Here is a 24,882-nt window from a genome sequence, read left to right as displayed (position 1 = left end):
GGGGGCGCGCTCGTGGTCGCCGCGGGGCCGCGCCCCCCCCCCCCCCCCCCCCCCCCCCCCCGTCTCTACGTCATGCAGGGGTCGGTCTGCTCACTCCGCGGTCGGCGCCGCAGTGGTGGGCTCACCGCTGCGGGTACGACGACGGCGACGGCGCTTACGTGCCGGCGCGGACGCGTCGGTCGAAGGAGAGCCACTCGAAGGCGACGCGGCGCCGGAGCCGGCGGATCCGCCATCGCCGGTACGTGCGGAACCGTCCTCACGACGGCGACGGCGCTCCCGAGGTGCCCGGTCGCCGTCGTGCTTGGCGCCGTGACCATGGCCCGAACGCTCCGAGCGGTCGCCCGAGCCGGTCCGCTTCCCGGTCTCGCCGAGGTCCTCGACCGCCTCGGCGCCCAGACCTGCGCGCGTCTGCTCGGACCGGGGCAGCCGGCCCTTGACGCCCTGGGGGATGTTCAGGTCGCTGTACAGGTGCGGCGACGAGGAGTACGTCTCCGGCGGCTCGCCGATGCCGAGCTCGAGGGCACGGTCGATCAGGCCCCAGCGCGGGACGTCGTCCCAGTCCACGAACGTGACCGCGGTGCCCGTGTTCCCGGCGCGGCCGGTGCGCCCGGTGCGGTGCAGGTAGGTCTTCTCGTCCTCGGGACACTGGTAGTTGACGACGTGCGTGACGTCGTCGATGTCGATCCCGCGGGCCGCCACGTCGGTGGCCACGAGCACGTCCACCTTGCCGTTGCGGAAGGCGCGCAGAGCCTGCTCGCGGGCACCCTGGCCGAGGTCGCCGTGGATCGCGGCGGCGGCGAAGTTGCGGTCGTTGAGCTCGTCGGCGACCTTCGCGGCGGTGCGCTTGGTGCGGGTGAACACGATCGTCAGGCCGCGGTCCTTGGCCTGCAGGATGCGGGCCAGCACCTCGATCTTGTCCATGGCGTGCGCCCGGTAGACGACCTGCTTGATGGCCTTCAGGGTGGCGCCGTCGTCGTCGGGGTCATGCGCGCGGATGTGCGTGGGGCGGCTCATGTAGCGGCGGGCCATCGCGACGACCGGCCCGGGCATGGTGGCCGAGAACAGCATGGTGTGCCGGGTGGCCGGGGTGCCGGACAGCAGCGTCTCCACGTCCGGGAGGAAGCCGAGGTCGAGCATCTCGTCGGCCTCGTCGAGTACGACGGTGCGCACGTGACCCAGGTCGAGGTAGCCCTGCTTGAGCAGGTCGATCATCCGGCCCGGGGTGCCGACGACGACCTCGACGCCCTTGTTGAGCGCGTCGATCTGGGGCTCGTAGGCGCGGCCGCCGTAGACCTGCAGCACGCGCACCGAGCGCCTCCGGGAGGCCGTGGCGAGGTCGCCGGCGACCTGGACCGCGAGCTCGCGGGTCGGCACGATCACGAGCGCCTGCGGTTTGCCCTGCTGGCGGACGGCGTCCCAGCCGTCCTCGCCGGGACCGGCCACACCCTGCAGCAGCGGGATGCCGAAGCCGAGCGTCTTGCCGGTGCCGGTCTTCGCCTGGCCGATGATGTCGCGGCCCTGCAGGGCGACCGGGAGCGTCAGCGCCTGGATCGGGAACGGATGGGTGATGCCGACGTCGGAGAGGGCGTCCGCGATCGCGGCGCTGACCCCGAAGTCGGCGAAGGTCTTGGCGACCTCGGCGTGCGGGTCGGCGACGGGTGCGTCGACGGTCTCGGCGACGACGTCGTCGAGCGCGTCGGCCGCCGGTTCGGTGGTGGCGTCGGTGCTCGGCTCGAGCACGTCGGACGCGGTGGTCTCTTGATCGTTCAACGGGGTACCTTCGGCTGGCGGCATCGCTCGCTCGGATCCGCCCCACGCGGCGAGGGGGAGAGGAAGGACACCTGGTCGTGGCAGCCGATCGCGAAGGATTCGTTGTCGGCCTGGGCCGACGAGTACCGCGTGATCTACCAGTGATTCAGTGGCGACCGGGCAACCGTGTACCACCCAAGTCTAGCCGCAGCAGGCGTGAAGGCGCGCCGCGGGCCCGCGGAGGTGGTTCAGAGCGGCCGCACCGTCAGGATCTGCTCCGCCCGCCCGACCGGTCCGGCGACGTCATGCAGCGTGGTGCTGGTCAGCCCGAGGCCGCTCGGACCGAAGGTGACGGACGTGTCGAGGCCCACCCAGGCGCCCGCCGGCTGCCGGTGCAGATGGACGGTGAGGTCGAGGTTCGGGTACATCCACGCCGTCGGCGGCTGGCGCACGGCGATACCGTTCGCCGTGTCCACCAGGGCGATGAACGCGGCGTGCGGGCTCACGCTCTCGCCCGCCACGAGGTCCGTGCCGGTGCGCAGCCACGCGGTGGTGCGGCCGGGCCGTGCGGGCGAGATGGCTCGAACCTCCAGGGACGCGACGTAGCCGCCGCCCCAGGTCTCGGTCATCGGATGACCGGATGCCTGATCGGGTGCGGGCAGCGGTTCCGGCGCACCACCTGCCACCTCGGTGGTGTCCGTGGCGGCGATGAACCAGGCACGGGCACGGACCGCCGCGCGGCCCGCGATGGTCGCACTGGCCTGGACCAACTCGATGGTGCGGCCGGGCCGGATCGTCTCGACCTGGATCTCGCACTCGTCCTGGCCCAGTTGGCCGAGGATGTCGAAACTGATGCGGCCGAGCTGCTTGTCGTCGTCGCCGTGCTGATCGGCCCGGGCCCGGTCGGCCCGATGCAGGTCGATCGCGTGCGTGATCAGGCCGCCGAGCGGGCTGAAGTGGATCTCGTCGTCCCGCCAGGCGCCGCCGGCGTGCTCGGTGGGGCGGTAGCGACCGGAGGCGACGGGCTCGAAGTATGCGGGTCGCTGCGTCATGGACACCGTCCTCTCGCCAAGCGCGTGGGCCTCCGGGGATGGTGGCAGCGGCGCCGGGCGATCGGCCGCCGGTGGCTCAGAGCGTGCCGAAGCCGACCCGGCGCGGTTCGTCGGCGCCGATCTCCACGTAGCCGAGCGCGGCGATCGGAACGACGACGCGCCGGCCCTTGGTGTCGGTGAGGTCGAGCACAGCGCCGTCCGCGCCGTCCGTGCCTCCAGCCGCCTTCGCGAGCGCCTCGTTGATCGACGCGACCACGGCATCGCCGTCCTCGCTGATCTCCAGGCTCAGCTCGCGAGCGACGTTCTTGATGCCGATGGTGATCTCCATGGTGCTCTCCTCGAGTTCTGGCGGGCCGTCCGCCGCGTCGGCGTGCTCCAGGCCCGTGCGATGTACCGGTGCAACGGCGCTCGCGGGGTATGTGTTCCGCCGAGCGGCTGCGGGTTCGAGTCTATGTCCCGGCGGATGACACGATGGACCCATGCGTGCCCGGCTCTGGATCATCGCTGCCCTCCTGGTGGGGGTGGTCACGGGTCTGCTCATCGCGCCCGCGGTGTTGTCGGGCGCCTGGCCCCCCGGTGCGCCGGCGGTGCGGATGGCGCACGCCATCCAGACCGATCGGCCGGAGGCGACGATGCCGTTGGCCACGCCGGGTCCGCCGCCGCCCACCCCGGAGCCGGTCCTGAGCCCGGAGCAGGCCGCCGATCTGGCCGCCGGGGTGCTGGGCCGGGAGGTTCCCCAGGTCGCCGGCGGAGAGCTGGTGGTGGTGCCCGGCTCGGTGGCGGCGCCGGTTCCGACGGCCCCGGAGGTGGTGCAGGTCCGGGTGGAGGTGGAGCAGGGGCTGGCCGTGGACGCCGCGGTGTTCGCGGGGTTCGTCATGGAGGTCCTCAACGACCCGCGCGGCTGGGGTGCCGGCGGTGCCATGAGCTTCGCGCGTACCGACGGCACCGCGCAGATGCGCGTCGTCCTCGCCTCGCCGAGCGTCGTCGATCAGATGTGCGCGCCGCTGCGCACGGTCTCGTTGTACTCCTGTGGTCGCAACGGGCATGCGGCGCTGAATGCGGAGCGCTGGGCGATCGGCGGCGAGCCGTTCCTGGCCGGCGGCGGTGACATCACGGCCTATCGCCAGTACCTCGTGACCCACGAGGTGGGGCACCTGCTGGGGCATCCGCACGAGCAGTGCCCCGTCGCCGGCGCGTCCGCACCGGTGATGGTGCAACAGAGCATCTCCCTGGGCGGCTGCCTGCCCAACGCGTGGCCGAATCCATGAGCAGGACGCCGGTGTCGCAGCCGCGTGATGTGATGCCCGCATGAGTTCCGCAGCACCGGTCCCCGCACCCGAACCGTCGGGTCGGCTGGACCCGTCGCAGGAGGCGGTGCGGCGGGCAATCGGGGGTGGCGGCCACCACGTGGTGCACGGCGCACCGGGCTCGGGGAAGACGCAGACGGCACTCGCCGCGTTCGTCGACGCCTTCGAGACCGCCGAGGCCCGGTCGGCCAACCTGTTCCTGGTGCCCACCCGCCAACGCGCGGCGGTGCTGCGCGACGAGGTGGCGCGCCGGTTGCGCCGAACCACCGGCACCGCTGTAGTCCGCACGCCCGCGTCGCTGGCGTTCGCGATCCTGAGGCTGCGGGCGAGCCACCGCGGCGAGGCCGCACCCACGCTCATCACCGGCCCGGAGCAGGACCAGGTGCTCGCCGAACTCCTGGCCGGACACCTCGAGGGGGAGGGTGCAAGCATCGACTGGCCGGCCGCCGTCGGGCCGGCGACCCGGTCACTGCGCGCCTTCCGTGACGAACTGCGGGACCTGCTGATGCGCGCCGCCGAGGCGGGCCTGGACGGGCCCGGGCTGGCCGCTTGGGGCGAGCGGCACGGCCGGCCAGAGTGGCGGGCCGCGGGCGCTCTGCTGACGGAGTACACGGAGGTGACCTCGCTCGGCGAGCTGACACCCGATCGCGGGGCACGGTTCGACGCGGCCACGATCGTCGACGAGGCGGTCGGGGCCCTGCGGTCCTGGGAGCGCGAGGTGCCCGGCACGCCCCGTCCGCGGTGGGACCTCCTGGTCCACGACGACTACCAGGACGCGACGATGGCCACGGCCCGTCTGCTCGACGCGATGGCCGACGACGGCGCTCGCCTCGCGTTGTTCGGTGACCCGGACATCGGGGTCCAGGGCTTTCGTGGTGGCCTGCCCGCGCTGCTGCACTCGGCGACCCTGCCGCCCGCACGCGGCGGGCTGGAGACCGGACCGACGGCTCCCGGTCTGTGGGGGGCAGCCGAACACGTCCTCGAGACGGTCTGGCGGCACGGGGACCCGGTGCGCACCGCGGTCGCGACGCTGACCGCGTCGCTGCCGACGATGCAGGAGACCCGCCGCCGGCGCGCGCAGGCGGCGGGCGGCGAGACCGACAGGGTCGGTGGGGTGCGCACCGCGGTGCTCGCGAGCGAGGCCCAGGAGGTGGCGTTCATCGCCCGGGAACTGCGCGAGCAGCACCTGCATGACGGCGTGCCGTGGTCCCGGATGGCGGTGATCGTGCGCTCGGGATCGGACATCGGCACGATCCGACGCGGCCTGCGCACAGCCGGGGTCCCGCTCGCGATGGCGGCCCCCGACCGACCCCTGCGGGACGAGCCGGCGGTCCGGCCCCTGATGATCGCACTCGAGTGCGTGCTCGCCGGTGAGGTCGATCCGGTGGCCGGCACCGAACTGCTGCTCTCGCCGCTCGGCGGTCTGGACCCGGTGTCGCTGCGTTCCCTGCGCCGTGCCCTGCGCCAGGCCGAACGGACCGACGGCGGCGACCGACACTCCGACGACCTGCTCGCGGCGGCGTTGACCGAACAGGCGACCCTTGCCGCGCTGCCGGTCCGGCACCGGCGAGGCCCGCAGCGGGTGGCCGAGGTCCTGGCCGCCGGTCGGGCGGCACTCGACGCGCCGGAGTCCAGCGTGGAGACGGTCCTCTGGGCGCTCTGGGACGCCGCCGGCCTCGCGGCGACCTGGCAGCAGCGCGCACTGACCGGAGGCGCCGCCGCCGACCGGGCGGACGCGGACCTGGACGCCGTGATGTCGTTGTTCCGCGCCGCGGAGCAGTTCGTGGACCGGACCGCGCGCTCCACGCCGTCCGGCTTCGTGCACCACTTGGCCGCCCAGGACTTCCCGGCGGACACGCTGGCCGCGCGCGGGGCGTTGGGCGACTCGGTGGCGGTGCACACCCCGGCCAGCGCCGCCGGCGCGGAGTGGGATGTCGTGGTCGTGGCCGGCGTCCAGGAGGACACCTGGCCGGACCTGCGGATCCGAGACTCGCTGCTCGGCGCCGCCGACCTCGCCGACATCGCCACGGCACGGCACGTGCACCTGTCCAGCGGGGCTGGTGGGGCGGGTGCCGGTACCGATGTCGAGGGCGCCGGAGGCGGTGCCGCTGGTGCCGGCGGCACCGATGGCTCGGGCTCGCGCCGCGGGTCCGCGAATCTGATCGCGATCCGGGCCGAGCGGAACCGCCGGGCCCGCCGCGAGGTCTACGAGGGTGAGCTGCGCACGTTCGTGATGGCCTGCTCGCGTGCCCGTCGGAGCCTCCTCGTCACCGCGGTGCTCGACACCGACGCCCGGCCCTCGGAGTTCTTCGAGGCTCTCGCCCCGGACGGGGTCGAGGCCCAGAACGTCCGGAGCGTGCCCAGCCCGCTCGACCTGCGCGGCCTGGTGGGCGAACTACGGGCCGCGGTTCGCCCGGTCCTGCGCGGGGCCGAGGCCCGGCCCGACCAGGTGGCCCTCGCCTCGGAGGCGGCCGCCGTGCTCACCCACCTGGCCGGACACCACGTGGACGGCGCGGACCCCGGCACGTGGCCGGCCCTGACGGCACCCACGTCCAGCGCGCCGCTATGGCAGGAACAGACCCCGGTGACGGTCACCCCGTCCACTGTCGAGACCGTCGCGGCCTGCCCGCTGCGGTGGGCGCTCACCACCTCGGGTGGTCGCCGTGGCGACAGCGCGTCGCAGAGCCTGGGTAATCTCGTCCACGAGATCGCCGCCGCGGCACCGCACGGCACGGAGCCGGAGCTGCTCGCGGACCTGGACGCGCGCTGGCACGAGCTGGACCTCGGTGACGGGTGGATGGGCCGACGCGACCGTGCCCGCGCCGAGGAGATGATCCGCAAGCTCGCCGGCTACCAGGCCGCCCACGCCGGCCGGGTGGAGACCGAGGTGGAGTTCGGCGCCGACCTCGGCCGGGTCGCCCTGCGGGGCCGGGTGGACCGGGTCGAGTACACCGGAACCGGGGTGCGGATCGTCGACCTCAAGACCGGCAGCACGGCGATCAGCGCTGCCGATGCCGGGCGCAACCCGCAATTGGGCAGCTATCAGGTGGCAGCCGAGCACGGCGCCTTCGGCGGGGAGGGTGCGGCCGGTGCCGCGTTGCTCTACGTGGGCACGAGTGCCAAGTCGGGGGCCGTCACCCGGGATCAGGCGCCCTTGCACGATGACCCCGAGCCGGGCTGGGCCACCGAGATGCTCACCGAGGCGGCCGAGACCATGGCGGGCGCGGGCTTCACCGCGCAGCCGGGACCGCTGTGCCGCACCTGCGTGGTGCGGACCTCATGCCCGGCGCAGCCGGAGGGGTCGCGGGTCACCGGTGCCCTCGGCGGCGGCGCGGCCACCGAGGAGGAGGCTCCGTGACCGACCAGCCGGGGCGGACGGCGCCCGGCCCGACGCACTCCGGAGAACCGGTCGTGGCCGGGTCGAACGATGCCGCGAACGCCGGTACCACGTGGACCGCGGCGCGGATCGCCGAGGCACTCGGCCAACCGCCACCCACGGCCGAGCAGACCGAGGTCATCGAGGCACCGCTGACGCCGATGCTCGTCGTGGCCGGGGCCGGATCGGGCAAGACCGAGACGATGGCAGCCCGGGTGGTCCACCTCGTCGCGAACCGGCTGGTGGCGCCCGGGGAGATCCTCGGCCTGACGTTCACCCGGAAGGCGGCGGCAGAGCTGTCGGGGAGGATCCGGGTGCGGCTGCGCGCCCTGGCCCGGGCCGGGGTCGAGGGCGGGGACACGGTCGAGGACCGGCCGCGGATCGCGACGTACAACTCCTACGCGTCGGCGATCGTGCGCGATCATGCGCTGCGGATCGGAGTGGATCCGGACGCCACTCTGATCGGGGACGCGGGCCGGTACCAGCTCGCCGAGCAGATCGTGGCCGCGTGGCACGGCGACATCGACACCCCGCTCGCCCCCACCACCATCATCGACGCGGTCGCGGCGCTGTCCGCCGAGCTCAGCGAACACGGCCTCGAGCCGGCGCAGGCGGCGGCCGCCATGGAGCGGATCGCCGGCGCGCTCCTGGAGAAGGCACCGGCCGGCCGGAGCCAGCGGCCGATGGCGCAGACCCTCAAGGTGACCGAATCCCTCGGCACCCGCGCCCAGCTGATGGACCTCGTCGCGGCGTTCGCCGAGCGGAAGCAGGGGAACGGCGTCGTCGACTTCGGGGACCAGGTCCGCCTCGCCGCCACCATCGCAGCGGCCGTGCCGGAGGTCGGTGAGGCCGAACGGTCCCGGTACCGAGTGGTGCTCTTGGACGAGTACCAGGACACCTCCATCGCCCAGGTGCAGATGCTGCGTGCCCTGTTCGCCACCGGACACCCGGTGACCGCCGTGGGGGACCCGAACCAGGCGATCTACGGCTGGCGTGGCGCCGCTGCCGGAACACTGTTCGCATTCCCAGAGGCGTTCCGTGACGCGGATGGTGGCACCGCGCGGATCGCGCACCTGAGCACCGCGTGGCGAAACGACATCGCCATCCTCACCGCCGCCAACCGCACCGCCGGCCCGTTGCGCGAGCTCGCCTCCGTCGGCGGGGCCGTCCGGGAGCTGCGGGCCCGGCCCGGAGCCGGTCCCGGCCGGGCGGTGGCCGTGTTCTGTGAGACGGCGCAGGAGGAGGCCGCCCGGATCGCCGAGCTGCTCACCGAGCACTGGCACCCGGAGCACGCCAGCGCGGCGGTGCTGTGCCGCAAGCGTGCCCAGTTCCCGGTGATCGAGGCGGCACTGAGGGCGGCCGGGCTGCCCTGTCAGGTGGTCGGGCTGGCGGGGTTGCTGTCCACGCCGGAGGTCTCCGACATCCGCGCCGCCCTGCAGGTGGCGCACGATCCCTCCCGCGGGGACGCGATGATGCGGCTGCTGACCGGGCCGTCGGTCAACCTGGGGGCGGCGGACCTGTACGCGCTGTCCCGCTGGGCCAGGTCCCAGGCCAGCGCCTGGGTGGCGCGCTCCGATGACGACGATCCCGACGAGGCACCGGTGGTCCTGGAGGCGGCAGAGCAGGCGAGTCTGGTCGAGGCCGTGGATGTGCTGCCACCACCGGCCTGGCGCACCGGGGACGGTCGCAGCCTCAGCGAGGGCGCACGCCGCCGGCTCGGTCGGCTGGCCGCGCAGATCCGTCAGATCCGATCCCTCACCTACCTGTCGATGCCGGAGCTCGTCACCGCCACCGAGACGATCCTCGACCTGGACATCGAGGTCCTCGCGTCGGTGCCGGGAAGCGTCGGCCACGCCCGCAGGCACCTCGATGCGTTCACGTCCGCGGCCGCGTCGTTCGCCGGGGACTCGGATGCTCCCACCCTTGGCGCGTTCCTGACCTACCTGGACGTAGCCGAGGACGAGGAGCGTGGCCTTGAGGTGGTCGAGGCCGAACCGGATCCCACCGCGATCCAGATCATGACCGTGCACGCGGCCAAGGGACTGGAGTGGGACACGGTGGTGGTGGCCGGCATGAACGAGGGCAGCTTCCCGTCCATCCCGAGCCGGAACGGCTGGCTCACCGCGGTCGCGAGCCTGCCGTACGAGCTGCGCGGGGACGCGGACTGGCTCCCGGAGCTGGACATCGAGGGCGCCACCACCCACAAGGAGATGGACCTCGCGCTCGCCGAGTTCAAGGAGGCCGAGGGGGATCGGCTCCTCGCCGAGGAACGCCGGCTCGCCTACGTCGCGCTGACGCGGGCCAAGCGCACCCTCATGTTGAGCGGCTCGTTCTGGTCCGGCGACCGCAAGACCCCCACGGCGCCGTCGGCGTTCCTCACCGAACTCGTCGGCGGCTCCTTCGTCGAGACCGGCTCCGACTGGCCCACCGCGTCGGCGCACGAGACGAACCCCGGCGCGGGGGCGCAGACGTACGGGTACTGGCCCGAGCAGCGCGATCCGAGCTCGGCGATCGCGGGACGCTGGGAGGAGATCTGGGCCGGGGCGGCGGAGGATGCGGCCGGGGAACCCGACGCACCGGTCACCGCATCGGGCGCGGCCTGGTGGCGCGACGCCCAGCTGTTGCTGGCCGAGCGGGGCGCCGCCGCGCACACCCGGGTGCCGCCGCCCGAGCACCTCTCCGCGTCGGCCGTCGTCGGGCTCGCCTCCGACGCCGAGGAGTTCGTCCGCAACCGCCGGCGTCCGATCCCGCGCCGACCCAGCGTGGCCGCCCGGCGGGGCACCCTGTTCCACGCCTGGGTGGAGCAGTACTTCGGTGCGAGTTCCCTGATCGAGATGGACGCGCTCCCCGGTGCCGACGACGACGCAGCAGGATCGGAGCGCGCGCTCGCCGAGCTCCAGCAGGCGTTCCTCGGCTCGCCCTGGGCCGCACGTATCCCGGTGGCCGTCGAGGTCGACATCGAGACCCCGGTGGCGGGCATCACGATCCGCTGCCGCATCGACGCCGTGTTCAGCGACGGGGACGGGGTCCACATCGTCGACTGGAAGACCGGGAGCGCGCCACGCTCACCCGAGGCGCTACGGGCCCGGCAGATGCAGCTGGCGCTCTACCGGATCGCGTGGTCGCGGCTGCACGGGATGGCGTTGGAACGGGTGCGCGCGTCCTTCCACTACGTGGCCGAGTCCGTCACGGTCAGCGGCGACGACATCGCCGAGGCGGACGTGGCCGAGGTGCTCGCCCAGGTCGGGCCCGAGACCATGCTGGCGGCCCGCCCGCGGGCCAGGATCGACCGCTCGGACCGACCCGCGGCCGACGTCGAGATCGTCGCCGACACGCTCTGGTGAGGAAACCCGGCCCCTCCGGAACGCCGAGGTCAGGCCCGGTGCGGCGGGAACTCGGTCGTCGGGGTGTCGTCGAAACCCCGACGTGGCTGGGTGCGTTCGTAGTCGGGAACGATGAAGTCCTCATCGTCCTCGACCACCGCATGTTCGGCGGTGTCGGAGTCGTCGCCGGCGAGATCGCTCGTGCGGCGCCACGCAGGTCGTTGCGGCGCCGCGGCCGGCTGGGCCTGGTCGACCTCGCTGCCCCCGTCGACATCCGCCGTCCCGTCGTCGTCGTCCCAGTCCTCGTCAGCCCGGTCCTCGTCGTCTGCCAGCGCCTCGTCCGCGTCCGCCCGCTCGTCCGCGGCGTCCACGCCGTCCTCGTCGTCGGCCGCGTCCTCGCCGACCTCGGGGACCGGGGCAACGTCGGGGATCACCGGCTCGGAGTACCCGATCGGCGGCTGACCGGTCACCTCCTCGTCGAGCTCGCGCAGCATCTGGACGGCGTCGTCGATGATTTCCCCGTCACGGTGCCGCACCCCGTGCATCAGCCAGCGGGCCACGGCCAGCTCGCTCGCGAGCAGCGCCCGCGCGGTCAGCTGGTCGTCGGCGCGCTCGGTCCGGGCCAGCGCGTACGCCTCGAGGATCGCGTCCAGGGACTCCACCGGCGCAGCCGCCAGCAGCCACGCCAGGTCATCGGCGGGGTCGGCCACCCGGGCGTCGGACCAGTCGAGGATCCCGACCACGTCGTCGTCGACCACCAGGACGTGTTCGGCGGCGAGGTCCCCGTGCACCGGGGTGGCCCGGAACCGCCACAGGGTGACGTCCTCGAGGGCATGTTCCCAGCGGCGCAGCAGGCCAGGCGGGATGTGTCCGGTCGCGGCCGCCTCGTCCACCTCCGCGAGGCGTCGACGGCGGTAGGCATCCGCGTCGTAGGTGGGTAGGCCGGCATCCGAGACCACGGTGTTCGGCAACTCGTGCAGACTCGCGATCGCCCGCCCGACCTGCGCGGCCAGGCCAGGGCCGGCCGCGAGCCGCTCGACCGGCAGCGGCTTGCCCCGTAGCTCGGGGTAGACCATCGCGCGGCCACCCTCGGGCAGCGGTGCGAACCCGGCCGGCCTCGGCACTTCGAAGGTGAGCAGGTCGTCGTCGGCGGCGCGGCCGAGGGCCTCGAGCAGCGCGACCTCACCCTCGAGCGCGGCACCGGCGGCGGAGTCCCGCGGGGACCTGACGATCCACCGCGACCCGGTGGCGTCCATCACGCCCACCACGTCGAAGTCGGCGCCGGGCGTGCGCGGGGGACGGGTCGCGACCACGTCGAGACCCGGCAGGGCGACGGTCGCCAGCGCGGCGAGGGCGAGTGGGGACCGGGAGGCGTTCGGCTCGGACACAACACCACGGTAGGTGACCTTGCGCCAAGGGAGGGTGCGCCGCATCGGCGCGTCTGATCTACGGTGAACCAGTGCACTCCGATCTCCTGCCCCTCGCCCGTGCCAGTGTCGATCGTGATGCGCACGCGCGGGTCCGTCCCAGCCTTCTCGAGGATCTGCTCGCCGACGCCTCGACGCGCCTGCTGACCGTCGACGGCGACCGGGTCGCCACCACCGGTGGTGACGACGCGGCACTGGCGTTCGTGCCGCCGTCGGGCCGGGCCAACGGGGCGATGTTGCTGTACCTGGGGCGCGACGATGACGCCGCCTATCTGGCCCAGATCCTCGGTGCGGAGCACCGCGCCGCTGCCGGCGACCAGGACCGGCGCACCGACGACCCACAGGGCTCCACCACCGGTGGCCCGGTGTCCTATGCCGTCCTGAGGGAGATCGGTTGGCAGCTCGGGGACCGGGACGCGGGGCTGGCCGTCGGGGCGCTCGCCCTGGCGAACTGGCATCACACCCACACCCACTGCAGCCGGTGCGGCACGGCGACCGAGGTGATCGATGCCGGCTGGGTGCGGCGGTGTCCGGCCGATGAGTCGTTGCACTATCCGCGCACGGACGCCGCCGTGATCATGGCGATCACAGACGACGCGGGGCGCATCCTGCTCGGCCACGCTCCACAATGGCCGGACGGCCAGTTCTCCGTGCCGGCCGGGTTCGTCGAGCCGGGGGAGTCGCTCGAGGCCGCGGTGCGCCGCGAGGTGTTCGAGGAGACGAACGTGGTGGTCGGCGAGGTGACCTACCGGGCCAGTCAGCCCTGGCCGTTCCCGGCCTCCCTCATGGTTGGCTTCGCCGGCCGGGCGCTCGCCATCGACGTCCGACCGGACGGGGAGGAGATCACCGAGGCCCGGTTCTTCTCCGCCGAGGAGCTGCGGACGGCGTGGACGACCGGGACGATCCGGCTTCCCCGACCGACCTCGATCGCGCGCAGCCTCATCGAGGAGTGGTTCGGCGAACCACTGCCCGAGGTGCGAGCCGCGGCGCGCTGGGCCTGAGGCCGTTCGGTCTCGCGGCCGCAGCGGCCAGGTGACCGGCGATCAGCCGAGCCGCTCCTGCACCTGGGCGAGGGAGGGGTTCGTCGCGGCGGACCCGTCCGGGAACAGGATGGTCGGCACCGTCTGGTTGCCGTCGTTGACCTGCTCCACGAACGCCGCGGCGCTCGGGTCCTCCTCGATGTTGACCTCGTTGTAGGCGATCCCGGCACTCTTCAGCTGCGTCTTCAACCGGCGGCAGTACCCGCACCAGGTGGTGCTGTACATCGTGATCGTGCCGGCATCGGGTGCGATGGTGCTCAACGGATTCCTCCAGTAGGGAGATGGATCGGCGTTCGGCCCGCCGGCCGGACGGTGGACCGCCGAGAGCGGTCCCTCATCGATGCGAACCACCGAATCCGGCCGATTGTTCCCCCGGCTGTGGACACCGGGCACCGGTGTCGGACCAGGCTGCGAGAATCAGGTCGATGTCCGCACCCACCCTGCCCGGCGCCGAGGAGCTGCTCGCCGCACTCGACGAGGATCAGCGCGCCGTCGCCTCCCAGCTGACCGGACCGGTGTGCGTGCTGGCGGGCGCCGGGACGGGGAAGACCAGGGCGGTCACCTACCGGATCGCGCACGGTGTGGTGACCGGCGTGTACAACCCGACCACGGTCCTCGCGGTGACGTTCACGGCCCGTGCGGCGGGCGAGATGCGCACCCGGCTGCGCGAGCTCGGGGTCTCCGGCGTGCAGGCACGCACGTTCCACGCCGCGGCCCTGCGGCAGCTCTCGTACTTCTGGCCGGCCGCGATCGGTGGCGGCATCCCCCGGATCGTCGAGCACAAGGCCCCGCTGATCGCCGAGGCGGCCGGCCGGCTCGGCGTGGCCGTGGACCGGATCGCGATCCGCGACCTCGCCGCCGAGGTCGAATGGGCCAAGGTGTCGATGGTCACCGCCGAGGACTACGTGGCCGCCGCGGCCGGCGCCGGACGCTCCGGAGCGGCCGGTCAGGACCTGACCACCGTGGCCCGACTGCTCTCGGTCTACGAGGACGCCAAGACCGAACGGCATGTGATCGACTTCGAGGACGTGCTGCTGCTGATGGTGGGCATCCTCGCCGAGCGTGGCGACATCGCCGCCGAGGTCCGCAAGCAGTACCGCCACTTCATCGTCGATGAGTTCCAGGACGTCTCCCCGCTGCAGCACCGCCTGCTGGAACTATGGCTCGGGGACCGGACCGAGTTGTGTGTGGTCGGGGATGTCTCCCAGACGATCTACTCGTTCACCGGCGCAAGCCCTCGCTACCTGACCGAGTTCAGCCGGCGTCACCCCGACGCCACCGTGGTGCGGCTGGTCCGGGACTACCGCTCGACGCCGCAGGTGGTCTCGCTGGCGAACAACGTGCTGGCCCGCGCCGGCCGGGCCCGCTCCAGCGCCGCCGTCGAACTGCGTGCCCAGCGGCCCTCCGGGCCGGCCGTGGCGTTCGAGACCTACGACGACGACGAGTCCGAGGCACGTGCGGTCGCGGCGCGGATCGGAGAACTGGTCCGCGGCGGCGTGAAGGCCAGCGAGATCGCCGTGCTGTACCGGACCAATGCCCAGGCCGAGGCGTTCGAGCAGGCGCTCAGCCAGGCCGGCGTGGGCTACCTGGTGCGCGGCGGAGAACGGTTCTTCTCCCGCAAGGAGGTGCGGGACGCCGTCGTACTCCTGCGCGGGGCCGCACGCAGTCAGGGCGAGACCCCGATGCCTGAACTCGTCCGCGATGTCCTGACCAGCGTCGGCTGGGCACCCGAGGCGCCTGCCGCGCGCGGAGCAGTCCGGGAACGGTGGGAGTCGCTGAACTCCCTCGTCGGGCTCGCCGACGAGCTCGCGGCGTCCAGGGGCGCCGACATGCCCGATTTCGTCGCCGAGCTGGGGGAGCGGGCCGCCGCCCAGCACGCGCCGACCGTGGAGGGGGCGACGCTCGCGTCCCTGCACGCCGCGAAGGGGCTGGAGTGGGACGCCGTGTTCCTGGTCGGGGTCAGCGAGGGACTGCTGCCGATCTCGCTCGCCGAGGGCGACGACGCGGTCGAGGAGGAGCGCCGGCTCCTGTACGTGGGCATCACCCGCGCCCGTGAGCATCTGCAGCTGTCCTACGCCCGGTCCCGCAACACCGGTGGCCGAGCCACCCGTAAGCGGTCCCGGTTCCTGGACGGGATCTGGCCGTCCGAGGAGGTCGGCGGGCGCCGGCACGGTCGCCATTCGGATTCCCGGGCCGGTCGGCGCGAGGCGCTGACCGCGGCGGTCACGGAGCAGGACGCGGATCCGGACCTGGTCGAGCGGCTACGCCGCTGGCGGGCCGAGGTGGCCGAGCGGATCGACAAGCCGGCCTTCACGATCCTGCACGACACCACCCTGATCGCGATCGCTGCCGCCCAGCCGCGGGAGCTGCGACACCTCGCGATTCTGAGGGGGATCGGGCCCACCAAACTCGAGGCGTACGGCCCTCAGATCCTCGCCGTGGTGCGCGGCGAGGACCCCGTCGGAAACCAATCTGAAGAAAGTTCCTAAAAAGGGTTGGGTCCACGGGGGCAGCCGACGTAGGCTGTCACACGTTCCTGATCGATGGGTTGCGCCTAGCCAGCACCGAGCAGCCCCCAAGGCCAGAAGGGAGTGAGCACACATGATGAATCTGATTGATACCCAGTCCACGCGAGTCGATATCCGACCGCGCGCCGTTGTGTTCACTCCGGGCCGTGCCAAGGGCACGGCCGGCGGCTCGCTCATCGCGCCCATCGGTATCGCCGTTCCCGGCACAGCCATGCCCGGCTCCGCATCCAGGATCAGTTAGCAGCAGCACTGCACTGAGTCCCAGCCGCGGAGCCCACCAAGGGTCCGCGGCTCTTCTCACTACTCCAGGGATAGATCTCCCCGGTTTGTGACAGACCCGGTACCCCACCGGTCGACCCACACACCATGCCTCAGGAGCATCTCGTGCAGTTCACTTCAGTTCTCGATCAACTCACCCTCGGGGGATCGGCCACGACCTGGCCCTTGCCCGAGCAGACGATCGACCTCCCGATCTCGGGCGACCAGCCGCTGCCGTGCCAGGACGCGCGGAACCAGGACCTCTGGTTCGCCGAACAGGGCGCCGACGTCGAGCGCGCCAAGGCGCTCTGCATCACGTGCCCGATCCGCAAGGAGTGCCTAGAAGGCGCCATCGAGCGGCGCGAGCCGTGGGGCGTCTGGGGCGGGGAGGTCTTCATCGATGGTCAGGTCGTGGCCCGTAAGCGTGGCCGCGGCCGACCCCGCAAGGACGACCCGTACGCACCGTCCGCCAGAAGGGACTCGTCGGCCGCTTGAGCGGCCGGCGGGCTCCCCGCCGCGAAGGGCGGGGCACCGGTCACCGGTGCCCGCCCTTCGCCGTCTGCGGCGGAGTATCGGGTGACACGCCGAGGGCGGCCGGGGCGCACCCGCACTCGGGGTGCACCTGCCAGTGGCGAACCACCGGGATCGGGTCCCACGCGGTCAACGCCATCTCGGCACCCTCGACGGCAGCCGGCCGGCCGTCGAGGACGGCCAGGATCTGGCCGGCGGCGAGTGCCGCTCCGGACCAGCCGAGTGACGTCTCGACCCCGGACGGCGGGCGCGTGGCCGCCTGGGTGGCGACCGCCGGCCAGCGGGGGTCCGACTCGCACCGGTACAGGTCCACGCACCGCAGGCACACGCCAAGGCCGGGGCGTACCAACGGACCCACCACGACGTCCAGTTCCCGCACGAGGACCGGGAGGTGCGCGACATCCTCGCGCATCAGGACCCGTAGCGGCACCGGGTCGACGACCCCGTGGTCGACCACCACGACGAGGTCCGGGCGGGTCCGGGCGGGCACACTGACTCCGACCTTCGGGGCGGCCGCACGCAGGACCGCCCGCCCCACCTCGGCCCGGTTCACGCCCACATCACCCGGGCGGAACAGCCCGGCTCCGACGTCCTCCGGGCGCACCCTGGACCGGTCCTGCAGCAGCACGGAGCCGATGCCGGCCTGGGCCAGGATCACCGCGATTCGCAACCCCAGCTGATCGACACCGCAGATCTGGATGACCCGATCGAGACGCGATCCGGGGGGCTCGATCCCGGCTGCGGCCGCCACCTGCCAGTACCGGGCGTCCGGGTCGCCGGCGACGGTGCTCTCCTCGAGCAGCACGCCCGCCACCCGGAGCCGCTCGAGCAGGACGTCGACCTCCGCGGTGCGCACCGAGTGGGCGTTCGCCAGGGTGAGCAGGGCTGCCCGATCGACATCGCGGCCCAGGGCCTCGAGGACCTGCTGCTCGCCCTCGGTCAGATCCTCCAGAAGTACCGCGCAGCGCGGATCCAGACCCACCTGACTGGCCCCCGGCTCGCGCCAGTAGACCTCGAAACCGTCGCGAATGCGCATGTCCCCTCCCTCTGCCACGAGCGTGGCACAGCGGGCCGGGCCGGGTCGGCGATGTCGCGGTGCCTGTGGATAACGGGGACGCGCTGTGCCAAAGTGAAGCCGACATGAGCGAGCGGGAGATCGAGGGGCACGGCACGGTCGAGGTGCGACGCAGCACCCGCCGGCGCAAGACCGTGTCCGCGTACCGGGAGGCCGGTCGCACCGTGGTGGCGATCCCGAGTCGGTTCACCAGGGCCGAGGAGGACGCCTGGGTCAACCGGATGCTCGAGCGGATGGCCGCCTCCGACCAGCGCCGCCGGCCCTCCGACGCCGACCTCGCGGCCAGAGCCGCGGGCCTGTGCGCTGCGTACCTCGACGGCCTCGCCCCGCCGGCGTCCGTGGAGTGGGTCGCCAATCAGGACACCCGATGGGGCTCCTGCACACCGGCACGCCGCACGATCCGGATCTCGGACCGGGTGCAGGGCATGCCGGAGTGGGTCCTCGACTACGTGCTCCTGCATGAGTTGGCGCACCTGCTGGTCCCCGGGCACGGCACCGACTTCTGGGACCTGGTGGAGCGCTACCCGCAGACCGAGCGCGCCCGCGGGTTCCTGCTCGGGATCTCCCACGCCCGGGACAGCCCCGCCCGCTGAGCGGGCGGCGTCGCGTCACCCGGTTCAGTCCCGGTTGCCGTCGGGACCGTCGCCCGAGCCGCCGTCTCCCGAGGTGCCGTCGGGACCCTCAGTCGTGCCGCCGTCGTTCTCGGCGCCGTCCGGACGGGCTGCCGTGCCGCCGTCGGGACCACCAACACCCGTGCCGCCGTCGTTCTCGGCGGCCCCCGCCTCGTAGCCGAGCTCGCCGTCGAGCAGCGCCGCCAGCGCGGCATCGACGTCCTGGTCCACCTGAGCGGCGAACGCCCGGCGGTCCAGGAAACCGGCCGGCTCGTCGAGGTCGGCCGCGGTGGGGATCACGTCCGGGTGGGACCAGAGTGCGTCCCGGACCTCCTGGCCCTGCTCGCGTGCCACGAGCGCCCACAGGGATGCCGCATCGCGGGCGCGGCGTGGCCGCAGCTCCAGGCCGACCAGCGTGTGGAACGTGTCCTCGGCGGGACCGCCGGCCGCGCGCCGCCGTCGCAGCATCTCCCGGAGCGGCACGTGGTGCGGCAGGTGCGGGGCGACCGCGTTCGCGGTGACCTCCTCGACCCAGCCCTCCACCAGGGCGAGGGCCGTCTCGAGCCGGGACAGGGCCTGCTCCTGGGACGGGGTGTGCTGGGTCGAGAAGATCCCCCCGGAGAGGGCGCTGCGGAGCTGGTCCATGTCCGTGGGGTCGATGGACCGCACCGACTCCTCCAGGTGGGCCAGGTCGATCTCGATGCCGCGGGCGTACTGCTCGACGGCGCCCAACAGGTGCCCGCGCAGCCACGGCACGTGGGCGAACAGGCGCGCGTGCGCCGCCTCACGGACCGCGAGGAAGTGCCACACTTCGTCCTCGGGGGCGTCCAGGTCCGCCGCGAACTCGTGCAGGTTGGCCGGCACCAGCAACAGGCTGGGCTCGGGCAGGAGCGGCAGGCCGGTGTCCGTGCCCCCGAAGACCTCGCGGGCCAGGGTGCCCGCCGCCTGACCCACCTGCATGGCGAAGCTCAGGGCGCCGAGGCGGCGCATCATGGCACCGATGTCCACGCCGCCGAGCATCGCGGTCGCCTCTTCGGGCAGTTCCTCGACGCTCATCATCGTCGCCAGGGCATCGGCGACCGACGCCGCGATGGGTTCGGCGACCGCACGCCAGGTCGGCAGCGTCCGCTCCACCCACTCCGCCCGAGAAGCGGCGATCTGCTGACCGCCCGAGGGGGGCAGGTCGGTGGCCGCGTCGAGCCAGAGGTCGGCCACACTGAGCACCGAGCGGGCCTTCGCCGCATCCGCTGCCGAGACGCTCGGGTCACCGCCGGTGTGGGCGGCCTGCCGAGCGACGTCGTGGGCGACCCGCCAGTCCGAGGCCCCGCCGTCATCAGCCGAGAGGATCTGACGCATCTGTGACATCGCCGCGGCCATCTGCTGTGGGTTCTGCGGCATGCCGGCGACCGACGCGAACTGCTCCGGGTCCACGCCGCTGGCCTCGAGGGCGCGCATGGCCTCCTCGGCCGCCTCCGGCCCGAGCATCTGCTCGAGCATGCGGCGCCACTCGTCGCGGCCTGACGGGGTCTGCTCGGTCATGCCCCACGGTAACCACACCGGAGGGTCGGCGCGACGTCCGACCGGGTGGCTTTCGCTCAGGGCGCACGCTCGGGGGATGATGGGCCCATGTCGACGCAGGCTCCCGAGTCCGTGATGCACTCCGACCAGCCCGGACACACCGCCCCGCCGACGCCCGGCGGCCGCTGGCGTGCCCTGCGGCGACGCCTGGTACTGACGAACCGGTCGATCACGATGACGGTCTCCGGGCTCGCCGCCTTCGGGCTGCTGCTGACGATGATCCTGCAGCCGGTTCCGTTCGCGGTCCAAGGCGCCGGCCCCACGTTCGACACCCTCGGCGCCGTGAACGACGTGCCACTGATCACCGTGGAGGGCGCCGAGACCTATCCCACCGAGGGCGAACTGCGGCTGACCACGGTGACCACGGCCGGCGGGCCCGGCTTCCCCGTGGACGTCGGCAGCGTGATCCGCGGATGGTTGTCCGCCGGACAGAAGGTGGTGCCGGTGGAGACCGCCGTGGACCCCACCCTGACCCAGGAGGAGCAGGACCTGATCGGTGCCCAGCAGATGTCCTCCTCGCAGGAGAACGCGACGGTCTCGGCGCTGACCGCCATGGGCTACGACGTGCCCGCCACCCTGACCATCTCCGGTGCCGACCCGGACCGGGGCGCCGCCGGCGCGGTCGAGCAGGGCGACGTCATCGCCTCGATCCGCACGCCCGACCTGCCGACGACGACGATCACCACCTACGCCGACCTCGACGACGCGCTCGAGGCCACACCCCCGGACACCACGGTGACGCTCGGCGTGGACCGTAACGGGGTGGCCACCGATGTGGAGATCCTGACCACCGACGACGGGTCCGGCGGGAGCCTGCTCGGGATCTACCTGAGCGCCGAGTTCGAGTTCCCGGTCGAGGTGGACATCAAGATCGAGAACGTCGGCGGTCCCAGCGCCGGCACGATGTTCGCGCTGGGGATCATCGACCAGATGACCCCCGGGGCACTGACCGGCGGTGAGGTCATCGCCGGGACCGGCACGATGTCGCTCGGCGGCGACGTCGGCCCGATCGGCGGCATCACGTTGAAGATGTACGCGGCCGAGCGCGACGGCGCCGACTTCTTCCTCGCGCCCGCAGCCAACTGCGGCGAGGTGGTCGGGAACATCCCGGATGGTCTCGAGGTGTTCCGTGTGGCCACCCTCGACGAGGCCCGGACCGCTGTCGAGGCGATCGCAGCCGGGGACACCTCCGACCTCCCGGTCTGCACCGCCGGCTGACGCGCGCGTCCGCTTCGGCTCGGTGGTTCCGGCGTCGGGCTCGGCGACCGGGCGCAGGGCTCAGCGCAACGTTGCGGCCAGCGCCTCGACCAGCCCCGGCACCGCATCGGGTCCGCCGGCAACCGCGTCGTCGTTGTCGTTCCCACGCGAGCGCAGCGCGCACCAGCTCTCCCCGGTGCGCAGCCGGCCGGCGGCGATGCGCACGTCCTGCCGGTCCGGGTGATTCATCAGGTAGTCCACCCCGGCGTCCGGCTCCTGCGGCATGTTCGCCTCGGCCTCCGGGGGCACCACGATCCGCTCGACCACGATCGCGGCACCGGCGACCGTCTCGGGCCACGCCAGCTGGGCGAGCAGTTCCTCCAGGTTCGCCGACTCCGGCAGACCGTCCTGCTCGATCGAGGTGAGGTGCTCGGGATCGAGCCGTGCCGCCTCGACGACCTCGGGTGGGAACTCCTGGGCGAGTGCGGGGTTGTCCGCAAGGGCGTCGGCCGTGCGGATCAGGGCGAACACACTCACCGGCGCATCCCAACCGGCCGCAGCCGAATGCTGCTCGATCTCGATGACGGCCATGGTGAGTGAGCGTTCGCGGGGGGTCATCTCGATGTTCACGACCCCATCGTCGCAGCGTCGGGAGAGTATGCGAAACTTCCCAGAGGGCTCGTACGTTGTGAGGTGTGTGAGCACGCCGTCCAACGCTGTGCCCGCGCTCGCCGTCCTGACCTAAGCCCCTGAGGTGTCACTCGTGTCATTCGCTGCCAGTCGTTCCGCCCGCTCGAGCGGGGGGCGCCGCCAACGTGGCGTGTTGCTGCCCACCCTGCTGGTCCTGGTCGGGGTGGTGGTCGCCTTCCTGATCCTGGCCCGGTTCTGGACCGAATGGCTCTGGTTCGACCAGGTGGGCTACAGCGAGGTGATCCGGACCGAGTGGGTCACCCGGGCGCTGATGTTCGTCGCGGGCGGCGTGATCATGGGTGGGGCGATCTGGCTGAACCTGTACCTCGCCTACCGGCACCGGCCGATGTACGTGCCGACCACCCAGCAGCAGCAGGATCTGGACCGGTACCGGGAGGCGTTCGAGCCGCTGCGCCGGATCGCCTTCATCGGCGGCCCGATCCTGGCGGGGTTCTTCGCGGGCTCCGCGGCGAGCACCCAGTGGCAGACCGCACTCCTGGCGCTCAACGGCCAGGAGTGGGGGACGACGGACCCGCAGTTCGGGATCGACCTGTCCTTCTACATGTTCACGCTGCCGTTCCTGCGGTTCATCGTCTCCTTCCTGATGACGACGACGTTCTTCTGCGCGGTCGCGGCGGTGTTCACCCACTACCTCTACGGCGCGCTGCAGCCGATGGGCCGCGGCGAGAAGATCTCCCGGCCGGCCCGGATCCACGTCGCGATCCTGGCCGCCGTGTTCACGTTGCTGATCGCGATCAACTACTGGCTGGACCGGTACTCGCTGCTGTCCAACGACGGCGACCGTTTCAGCGGGGCGTCCTACACCGACATCAACGCGGTGCTGCCTGCGAAGGCGATCCTCGCCGTCATCGGCGTCTTCGTGGCGGTGCTGTTCATCTACACCGGGGTGCGCGGGAACTGGCGCCTGCCCGCCGTCGGGGTCTCCCTCATGGTGGTCTCGGCCATCCTCGTGGGCGGGATCTACCCGGCGATCATCCAGGGCGTGCGGGTCGGCCCGAACGAGCAGGCGCTCGAGGCCACCTATATCCAGCGCAACATCGACGCCACCAGGGAGGCGTACGGGCTCACCGACGTCCAGGTCCAGCCCTACAGCGCGGAGACCGTGGCCGAGGCCGGGGCTCTGCGCGCAGACGCGGAGTCGACTGCGAGCATCCGCCTGCTCGACCCGCAGGAGGTCTCGCCGACGTTCCGCCAGCTCCAGCAGAACAAGCAGTACTACAACTTCCCGGCGACCCTCTCGGTGGACCGGTACACGATCGACGGGCAGAGCCAGGACACGGTGATCGCGGTGCGTGACCTGGACCTGGCGGGTGCCGGGCAGAGCAACTGGGTCAACGACCACACGGTGTTCACGCACGGGTTCGGGGTCGTGGCGGCGTACGGCAACACCGTCACGTCCGACGGCAGGCCGGCGTTCTTCGAGAGCGGGATCCCGAGCACCGGCATCTTCGGCGACTCCTACGAGCCGCGGATCTACTTCAGCCCGAACTCGCCGGAGTACTCGATCGTCGGAGCCCCGGAGGGCACCCCGCCGTGGGAGCTCGACTTCCCGGACGACAGCGCGCCGAACGGTCAGGTGAACAACACGTTCACCGGCGACGGCGGCCCTTCGATCGGCAACATCTGGAACCAGGCGCTGTACGCGGCCAGGTTCGGCAGCGAGCAGATCCTGTTCTCCGACCGGGTCACCTCCGAGTCCCAGATCCTCTACAACCGGGACCCACTGGAGCGGGTCGCCCGGGTGGCTCCGTTCCTGACCCTGGAAGGGTCCACCTACCCGGCCGTCGTGGACACCGACGACGACGGGATGAAGGAGGTCGTCTGGGTCGTCGACGCCTACACCACCTCCAACGAGTACCCCTACTCGGCCCGCCAGGAGCTCGAGTCCGCGATCACCGACTCGCTCACCGACTCCGGTGAGGTGCCGGTCGCGGCACTTCCGGACTACATCAACTACATCCGTAACTCGGTCAAGGCGGTCGTGGACGCCTACGACGGCTCCGTGACGCTGTACGCGTGGGACCCCGAGGACCCGATCCTGGCCACCTGGGACGCCATCTTCCCGGGCAAGATCCAGCCGATCTCCGAGATCAGCGGCGACCTGATGAGCCACCTGCGCTACCCCGAGGACATGTTCAAGGTGCAGCGTGAACTGCTCACCCAGTACCACGTGACCGACGCCGAGAGCTTCTTCACGACGGCCGACTTCTGGCGGGTCCCGAACGACCCGACCTCGGACGCCGAGGTTCCGCAGCCGCCGTACTACCTCACCCTGGCGCTGCCGGAGCAGGACCAGGCCTCGTTCTCGCTGACCACGTCCTTCATCGTGGACGACGACACCAGGAACGTGCTCACGGGTTTCCTGGCGGTGAACGCCGAGCCCGGGAACACGCCGGGCGAGGTCGCGGAGGACTACGGCACGTTGACGCTGCTCGAACTCCCACGGGACGAGACCGTCCCCGGACCGGGTCAGGTACAGGGCAACTTCGACTCTGACGCCGCCGCGGCGAACGAGCTGAATATCCTCGGCCGAGGGGGCTCGGAGGTGATCCAGGGCAACCTGCTCACCCTGCCCGTCGGTGGCGGTGTGCTCTACGTCCAGCCCGTCTACGTGCAGTCCTCCGGCGGCACCCAGTACCCGCTGCTGCGGCGTGTGCTGGTCGCGTTCGGTGACGAGGTGGGCTTCGCGCAGACCCTCGACCAGGCGCTCGACCAGGTGTTCGAGGGTGACTCCGGCGCGAACGCCGGGGACGCCGACGTGGACCCGGTGCCCGACGAGGGGACCGGCACCGGTGGCGGTGACGGAACCGAGACCCCGGACGTCGACGCACAGCAGCGCCTGAACGATGCGCTCGCGGCCGCCGGTGCGGCGCTCACAGCCTCCGACGAGGCGCTCGCCAGCGGCGACTGGACCGCTTACGGCGAGGCCCAGACGCAACTGGAGGAGGCGATCGCGGACGCGATGGCCGCCGAGCAGGAGTTGGCCGGCGCAGCCCCGGCCGATGAGGGCGCCACCGAGGAACCGACGGACACCGCGACCACGGGCTGATCGATCGGCCGTGGCACCGGTGTGACCGGCGCCACGGCCCGCGGATTTGCCCCCGCGCAGACGGACCCGT

Annotated in this window: 17 protein-coding genes; 9 read left to right on the top strand and 8 right to left on the bottom strand. The window is 72.4% G+C overall.

Going from position 1 to position 24,882, the window contains the following annotated elements:
• Positions 1 to 90 precede the first annotated feature (90 nt).
• The 3 genes from KCQ71_RS15805 to KCQ71_RS15795 form a co-directional block, all read right to left on the bottom strand.
• Complete coding sequence (locus tag KCQ71_RS15805; protein WP_223407583.1) at positions 91 to 1,770, bottom strand: DEAD/DEAH box helicase; 1,680 nt, start codon at positions 1,768 to 1,770, stop codon at positions 91 to 93.
• A 227-nt stretch (positions 1,771 to 1,997) separates the two neighbouring features.
• Entirely contained in the window at positions 1,998 to 2,801 is an 804-nt protein-coding gene (locus KCQ71_RS15800) for a thioesterase family protein (RefSeq protein WP_223407581.1), read from the bottom strand.
• A gap of 76 nt (positions 2,802 to 2,877) precedes the next feature.
• On the bottom strand, positions 2,878 to 3,129 hold the full coding sequence (locus KCQ71_RS15795) for a DUF3107 domain-containing protein (protein ID WP_223407579.1): 252 nt from the start codon (positions 3,127 to 3,129) through the stop codon (positions 2,878 to 2,880).
• Positions 3,130 to 3,280: 151 nt separating this feature from the next.
• On the opposite strand from KCQ71_RS15795, the gene KCQ71_RS15790 reads away from it, so the two are divergent.
• From KCQ71_RS15790 to KCQ71_RS15780, 3 genes are read left to right on the top strand one after another with little or no spacing between them, the layout of a single operon-like run.
• Entirely contained in the window at positions 3,281 to 4,069 is a 789-nt protein-coding gene (locus KCQ71_RS15790) for a DUF3152 domain-containing protein (RefSeq protein WP_223407577.1), read from the top strand.
• Positions 4,070 to 4,109: 40 nt separating this feature from the next.
• Positions 4,110 to 7,466: a UrvD/REP family ATP-dependent DNA helicase gene (locus KCQ71_RS15785; protein WP_223407575.1), complete on the top strand. Its 3,357-nt coding sequence runs from the start codon at positions 4,110 to 4,112 to the stop codon at positions 7,464 to 7,466.
• On the top strand, positions 7,463 to 10,828 hold the full coding sequence (locus tag KCQ71_RS15780; protein ID WP_223407573.1) for an ATP-dependent helicase: 3,366 nt from the start codon (positions 7,463 to 7,465) through the stop codon (positions 10,826 to 10,828). Before KCQ71_RS15785 ends, KCQ71_RS15780 begins: the two co-directional genes overlap by 4 nt.
• A 29-nt stretch (positions 10,829 to 10,857) precedes the next feature.
• Here KCQ71_RS15780 and KCQ71_RS26980 read toward each other — a convergent pair whose 3' ends face one another.
• Positions 10,858 to 12,195: a phosphotransferase gene (locus tag KCQ71_RS26980; protein WP_308116650.1), complete on the bottom strand. Its 1,338-nt coding sequence runs from the start codon at positions 12,193 to 12,195 to the stop codon at positions 10,858 to 10,860.
• Between the two features lie 71 nt (positions 12,196 to 12,266).
• Between KCQ71_RS26980 and nudC the strand changes: the two genes are divergently transcribed.
• Positions 12,267 to 13,235 carry an NAD(+) diphosphatase gene (gene nudC / locus KCQ71_RS15770; RefSeq protein WP_223407571.1) on the top strand — a complete coding sequence of 323 codons (969 nt, stop codon included), beginning with the start codon at positions 12,267 to 12,269 and terminating at the stop codon, positions 13,233 to 13,235.
• Between the two features lie 42 nt (positions 13,236 to 13,277).
• Here the strand turns inward: nudC and KCQ71_RS15765 are convergent, their stop codons facing one another.
• Entirely contained in the window at positions 13,278 to 13,499 is a 222-nt protein-coding gene (locus tag KCQ71_RS15765) for a mycoredoxin (protein ID WP_223407599.1), read from the bottom strand.
• A 200-nt stretch (positions 13,500 to 13,699) separates the two neighbouring features.
• Here KCQ71_RS15765 and KCQ71_RS15760 point away from each other — a divergent pair, with 200 nt between their 5' ends.
• Positions 13,700 to 15,763 carry an ATP-dependent helicase gene (locus tag KCQ71_RS15760; RefSeq protein WP_223407569.1) on the top strand — a complete coding sequence of 688 codons (2,064 nt, stop codon included), beginning with the start codon at positions 13,700 to 13,702 and terminating at the stop codon, positions 15,761 to 15,763.
• 423 nt (positions 15,764 to 16,186) lie between these two features.
• Entirely contained in the window at positions 16,187 to 16,555 is a 369-nt protein-coding gene (locus tag KCQ71_RS15755) for a WhiB family transcriptional regulator (protein ID WP_372454046.1), read from the top strand.
• 40 nt (positions 16,556 to 16,595) lie between these two features.
• Here KCQ71_RS15755 and KCQ71_RS15750 read toward each other — a convergent pair whose 3' ends face one another.
• A complete protein-coding gene (locus tag KCQ71_RS15750) occupies positions 16,596 to 17,627 on the bottom strand; it encodes a ThiF family adenylyltransferase (protein ID WP_223407567.1) in 1,032 nt (343 codons plus the stop codon).
• Between the two features lie 104 nt (positions 17,628 to 17,731).
• On the opposite strand from KCQ71_RS15750, the gene KCQ71_RS15745 reads away from it, so the two are divergent.
• Entirely contained in the window at positions 17,732 to 18,259 is a 528-nt protein-coding gene (locus KCQ71_RS15745; RefSeq protein ID WP_223407565.1) for a M48 metallopeptidase family protein, read from the top strand.
• 24 nt (positions 18,260 to 18,283) lie between these two features.
• Here the strand turns inward: KCQ71_RS15745 and KCQ71_RS15740 are convergent, their stop codons facing one another.
• Positions 18,284 to 19,816, bottom strand: coding sequence for a zinc-dependent metalloprotease (locus KCQ71_RS15740; RefSeq protein ID WP_223407563.1), 1,533 nt, complete (start codon positions 19,814 to 19,816; stop codon positions 18,284 to 18,286).
• Between the two features lie 87 nt (positions 19,817 to 19,903).
• Here KCQ71_RS15740 and KCQ71_RS15735 point away from each other — a divergent pair, with 87 nt between their 5' ends.
• Positions 19,904 to 21,073, top strand: coding sequence for a YlbL family protein (locus KCQ71_RS15735; protein ID WP_223407561.1), 1,170 nt, complete (start codon positions 19,904 to 19,906; stop codon positions 21,071 to 21,073).
• 60 nt (positions 21,074 to 21,133) lie between these two features.
• Here KCQ71_RS15735 and KCQ71_RS15730 read toward each other — a convergent pair whose 3' ends face one another.
• Entirely contained in the window at positions 21,134 to 21,682 is a 549-nt protein-coding gene (locus KCQ71_RS15730; RefSeq protein ID WP_223407559.1) for a PPA1309 family protein, read from the bottom strand.
• A gap of 190 nt (positions 21,683 to 21,872) precedes the next feature.
• On the opposite strand from KCQ71_RS15730, the gene KCQ71_RS15725 reads away from it, so the two are divergent.
• Positions 21,873 to 24,812, top strand: a complete 2,940-nt coding sequence (locus KCQ71_RS15725) for a UPF0182 family membrane protein (protein ID WP_223407557.1) — start codon at positions 21,873 to 21,875, stop codon at positions 24,810 to 24,812.
• The last annotated feature ends 70 nt before the right edge of the window (positions 24,813 to 24,882 follow it).

The organism is Occultella gossypii (assembly GCF_019947135.1).
GTDB classification, from domain to species: Bacteria; Actinomycetota; Actinomycetes; order Actinomycetales; family Beutenbergiaceae; genus Occultella; species Occultella gossypii.
The sequence above is the reverse complement of the archived record's forward strand: the minus strand, read 5'-3'. Positions and strand labels throughout refer to the sequence as shown.

Bases quoted from the DNA above. Each gene is read 5' to 3' on its own strand.
- KCQ71_RS15800 (WP_223407581.1), bottom strand. From the start codon at position 2,801: ATGACGCAGCGACCCGCATACTTCGAGCCCGTCGCCTCCGGTCGCTAC.
- KCQ71_RS15795 (WP_223407579.1), bottom strand. From the start codon at position 3,129: ATGGAGATCACCATCGGCATCAAGAACGTCGCTCGCGAGCTGAGCCTG.
- KCQ71_RS15790 (WP_223407577.1), top strand. From the start codon at position 3,281: ATGCGTGCCCGGCTCTGGATCATCGCTGCCCTCCTGGTGGGGGTGGTC.
- KCQ71_RS15785 (WP_223407575.1), top strand. From the start codon at position 4,110: ATGAGTTCCGCAGCACCGGTCCCCGCACCCGAACCGTCGGGTCGGCTG.
- KCQ71_RS15765 (WP_223407599.1), bottom strand. From the start codon at position 13,499: ATGTACAGCACCACCTGGTGCGGGTACTGCCGCCGGTTGAAGACGCAG.
- KCQ71_RS15760 (WP_223407569.1), top strand. From the start codon at position 13,700: ATGTCCGCACCCACCCTGCCCGGCGCCGAGGAGCTGCTCGCCGCACTC.
- KCQ71_RS15750 (WP_223407567.1), bottom strand. From the start codon at position 17,627: ATGCGCATTCGCGACGGTTTCGAGGTCTACTGGCGCGAGCCGGGGGCC.
- KCQ71_RS15745 (WP_223407565.1), top strand. From the start codon at position 17,732: ATGAGCGAGCGGGAGATCGAGGGGCACGGCACGGTCGAGGTGCGACGC.
- KCQ71_RS15740 (WP_223407563.1), bottom strand. From the start codon at position 19,816: ATGACCGAGCAGACCCCGTCAGGCCGCGACGAGTGGCGCCGCATGCTC.
- KCQ71_RS15735 (WP_223407561.1), top strand. From the start codon at position 19,904: ATGTCGACGCAGGCTCCCGAGTCCGTGATGCACTCCGACCAGCCCGGA.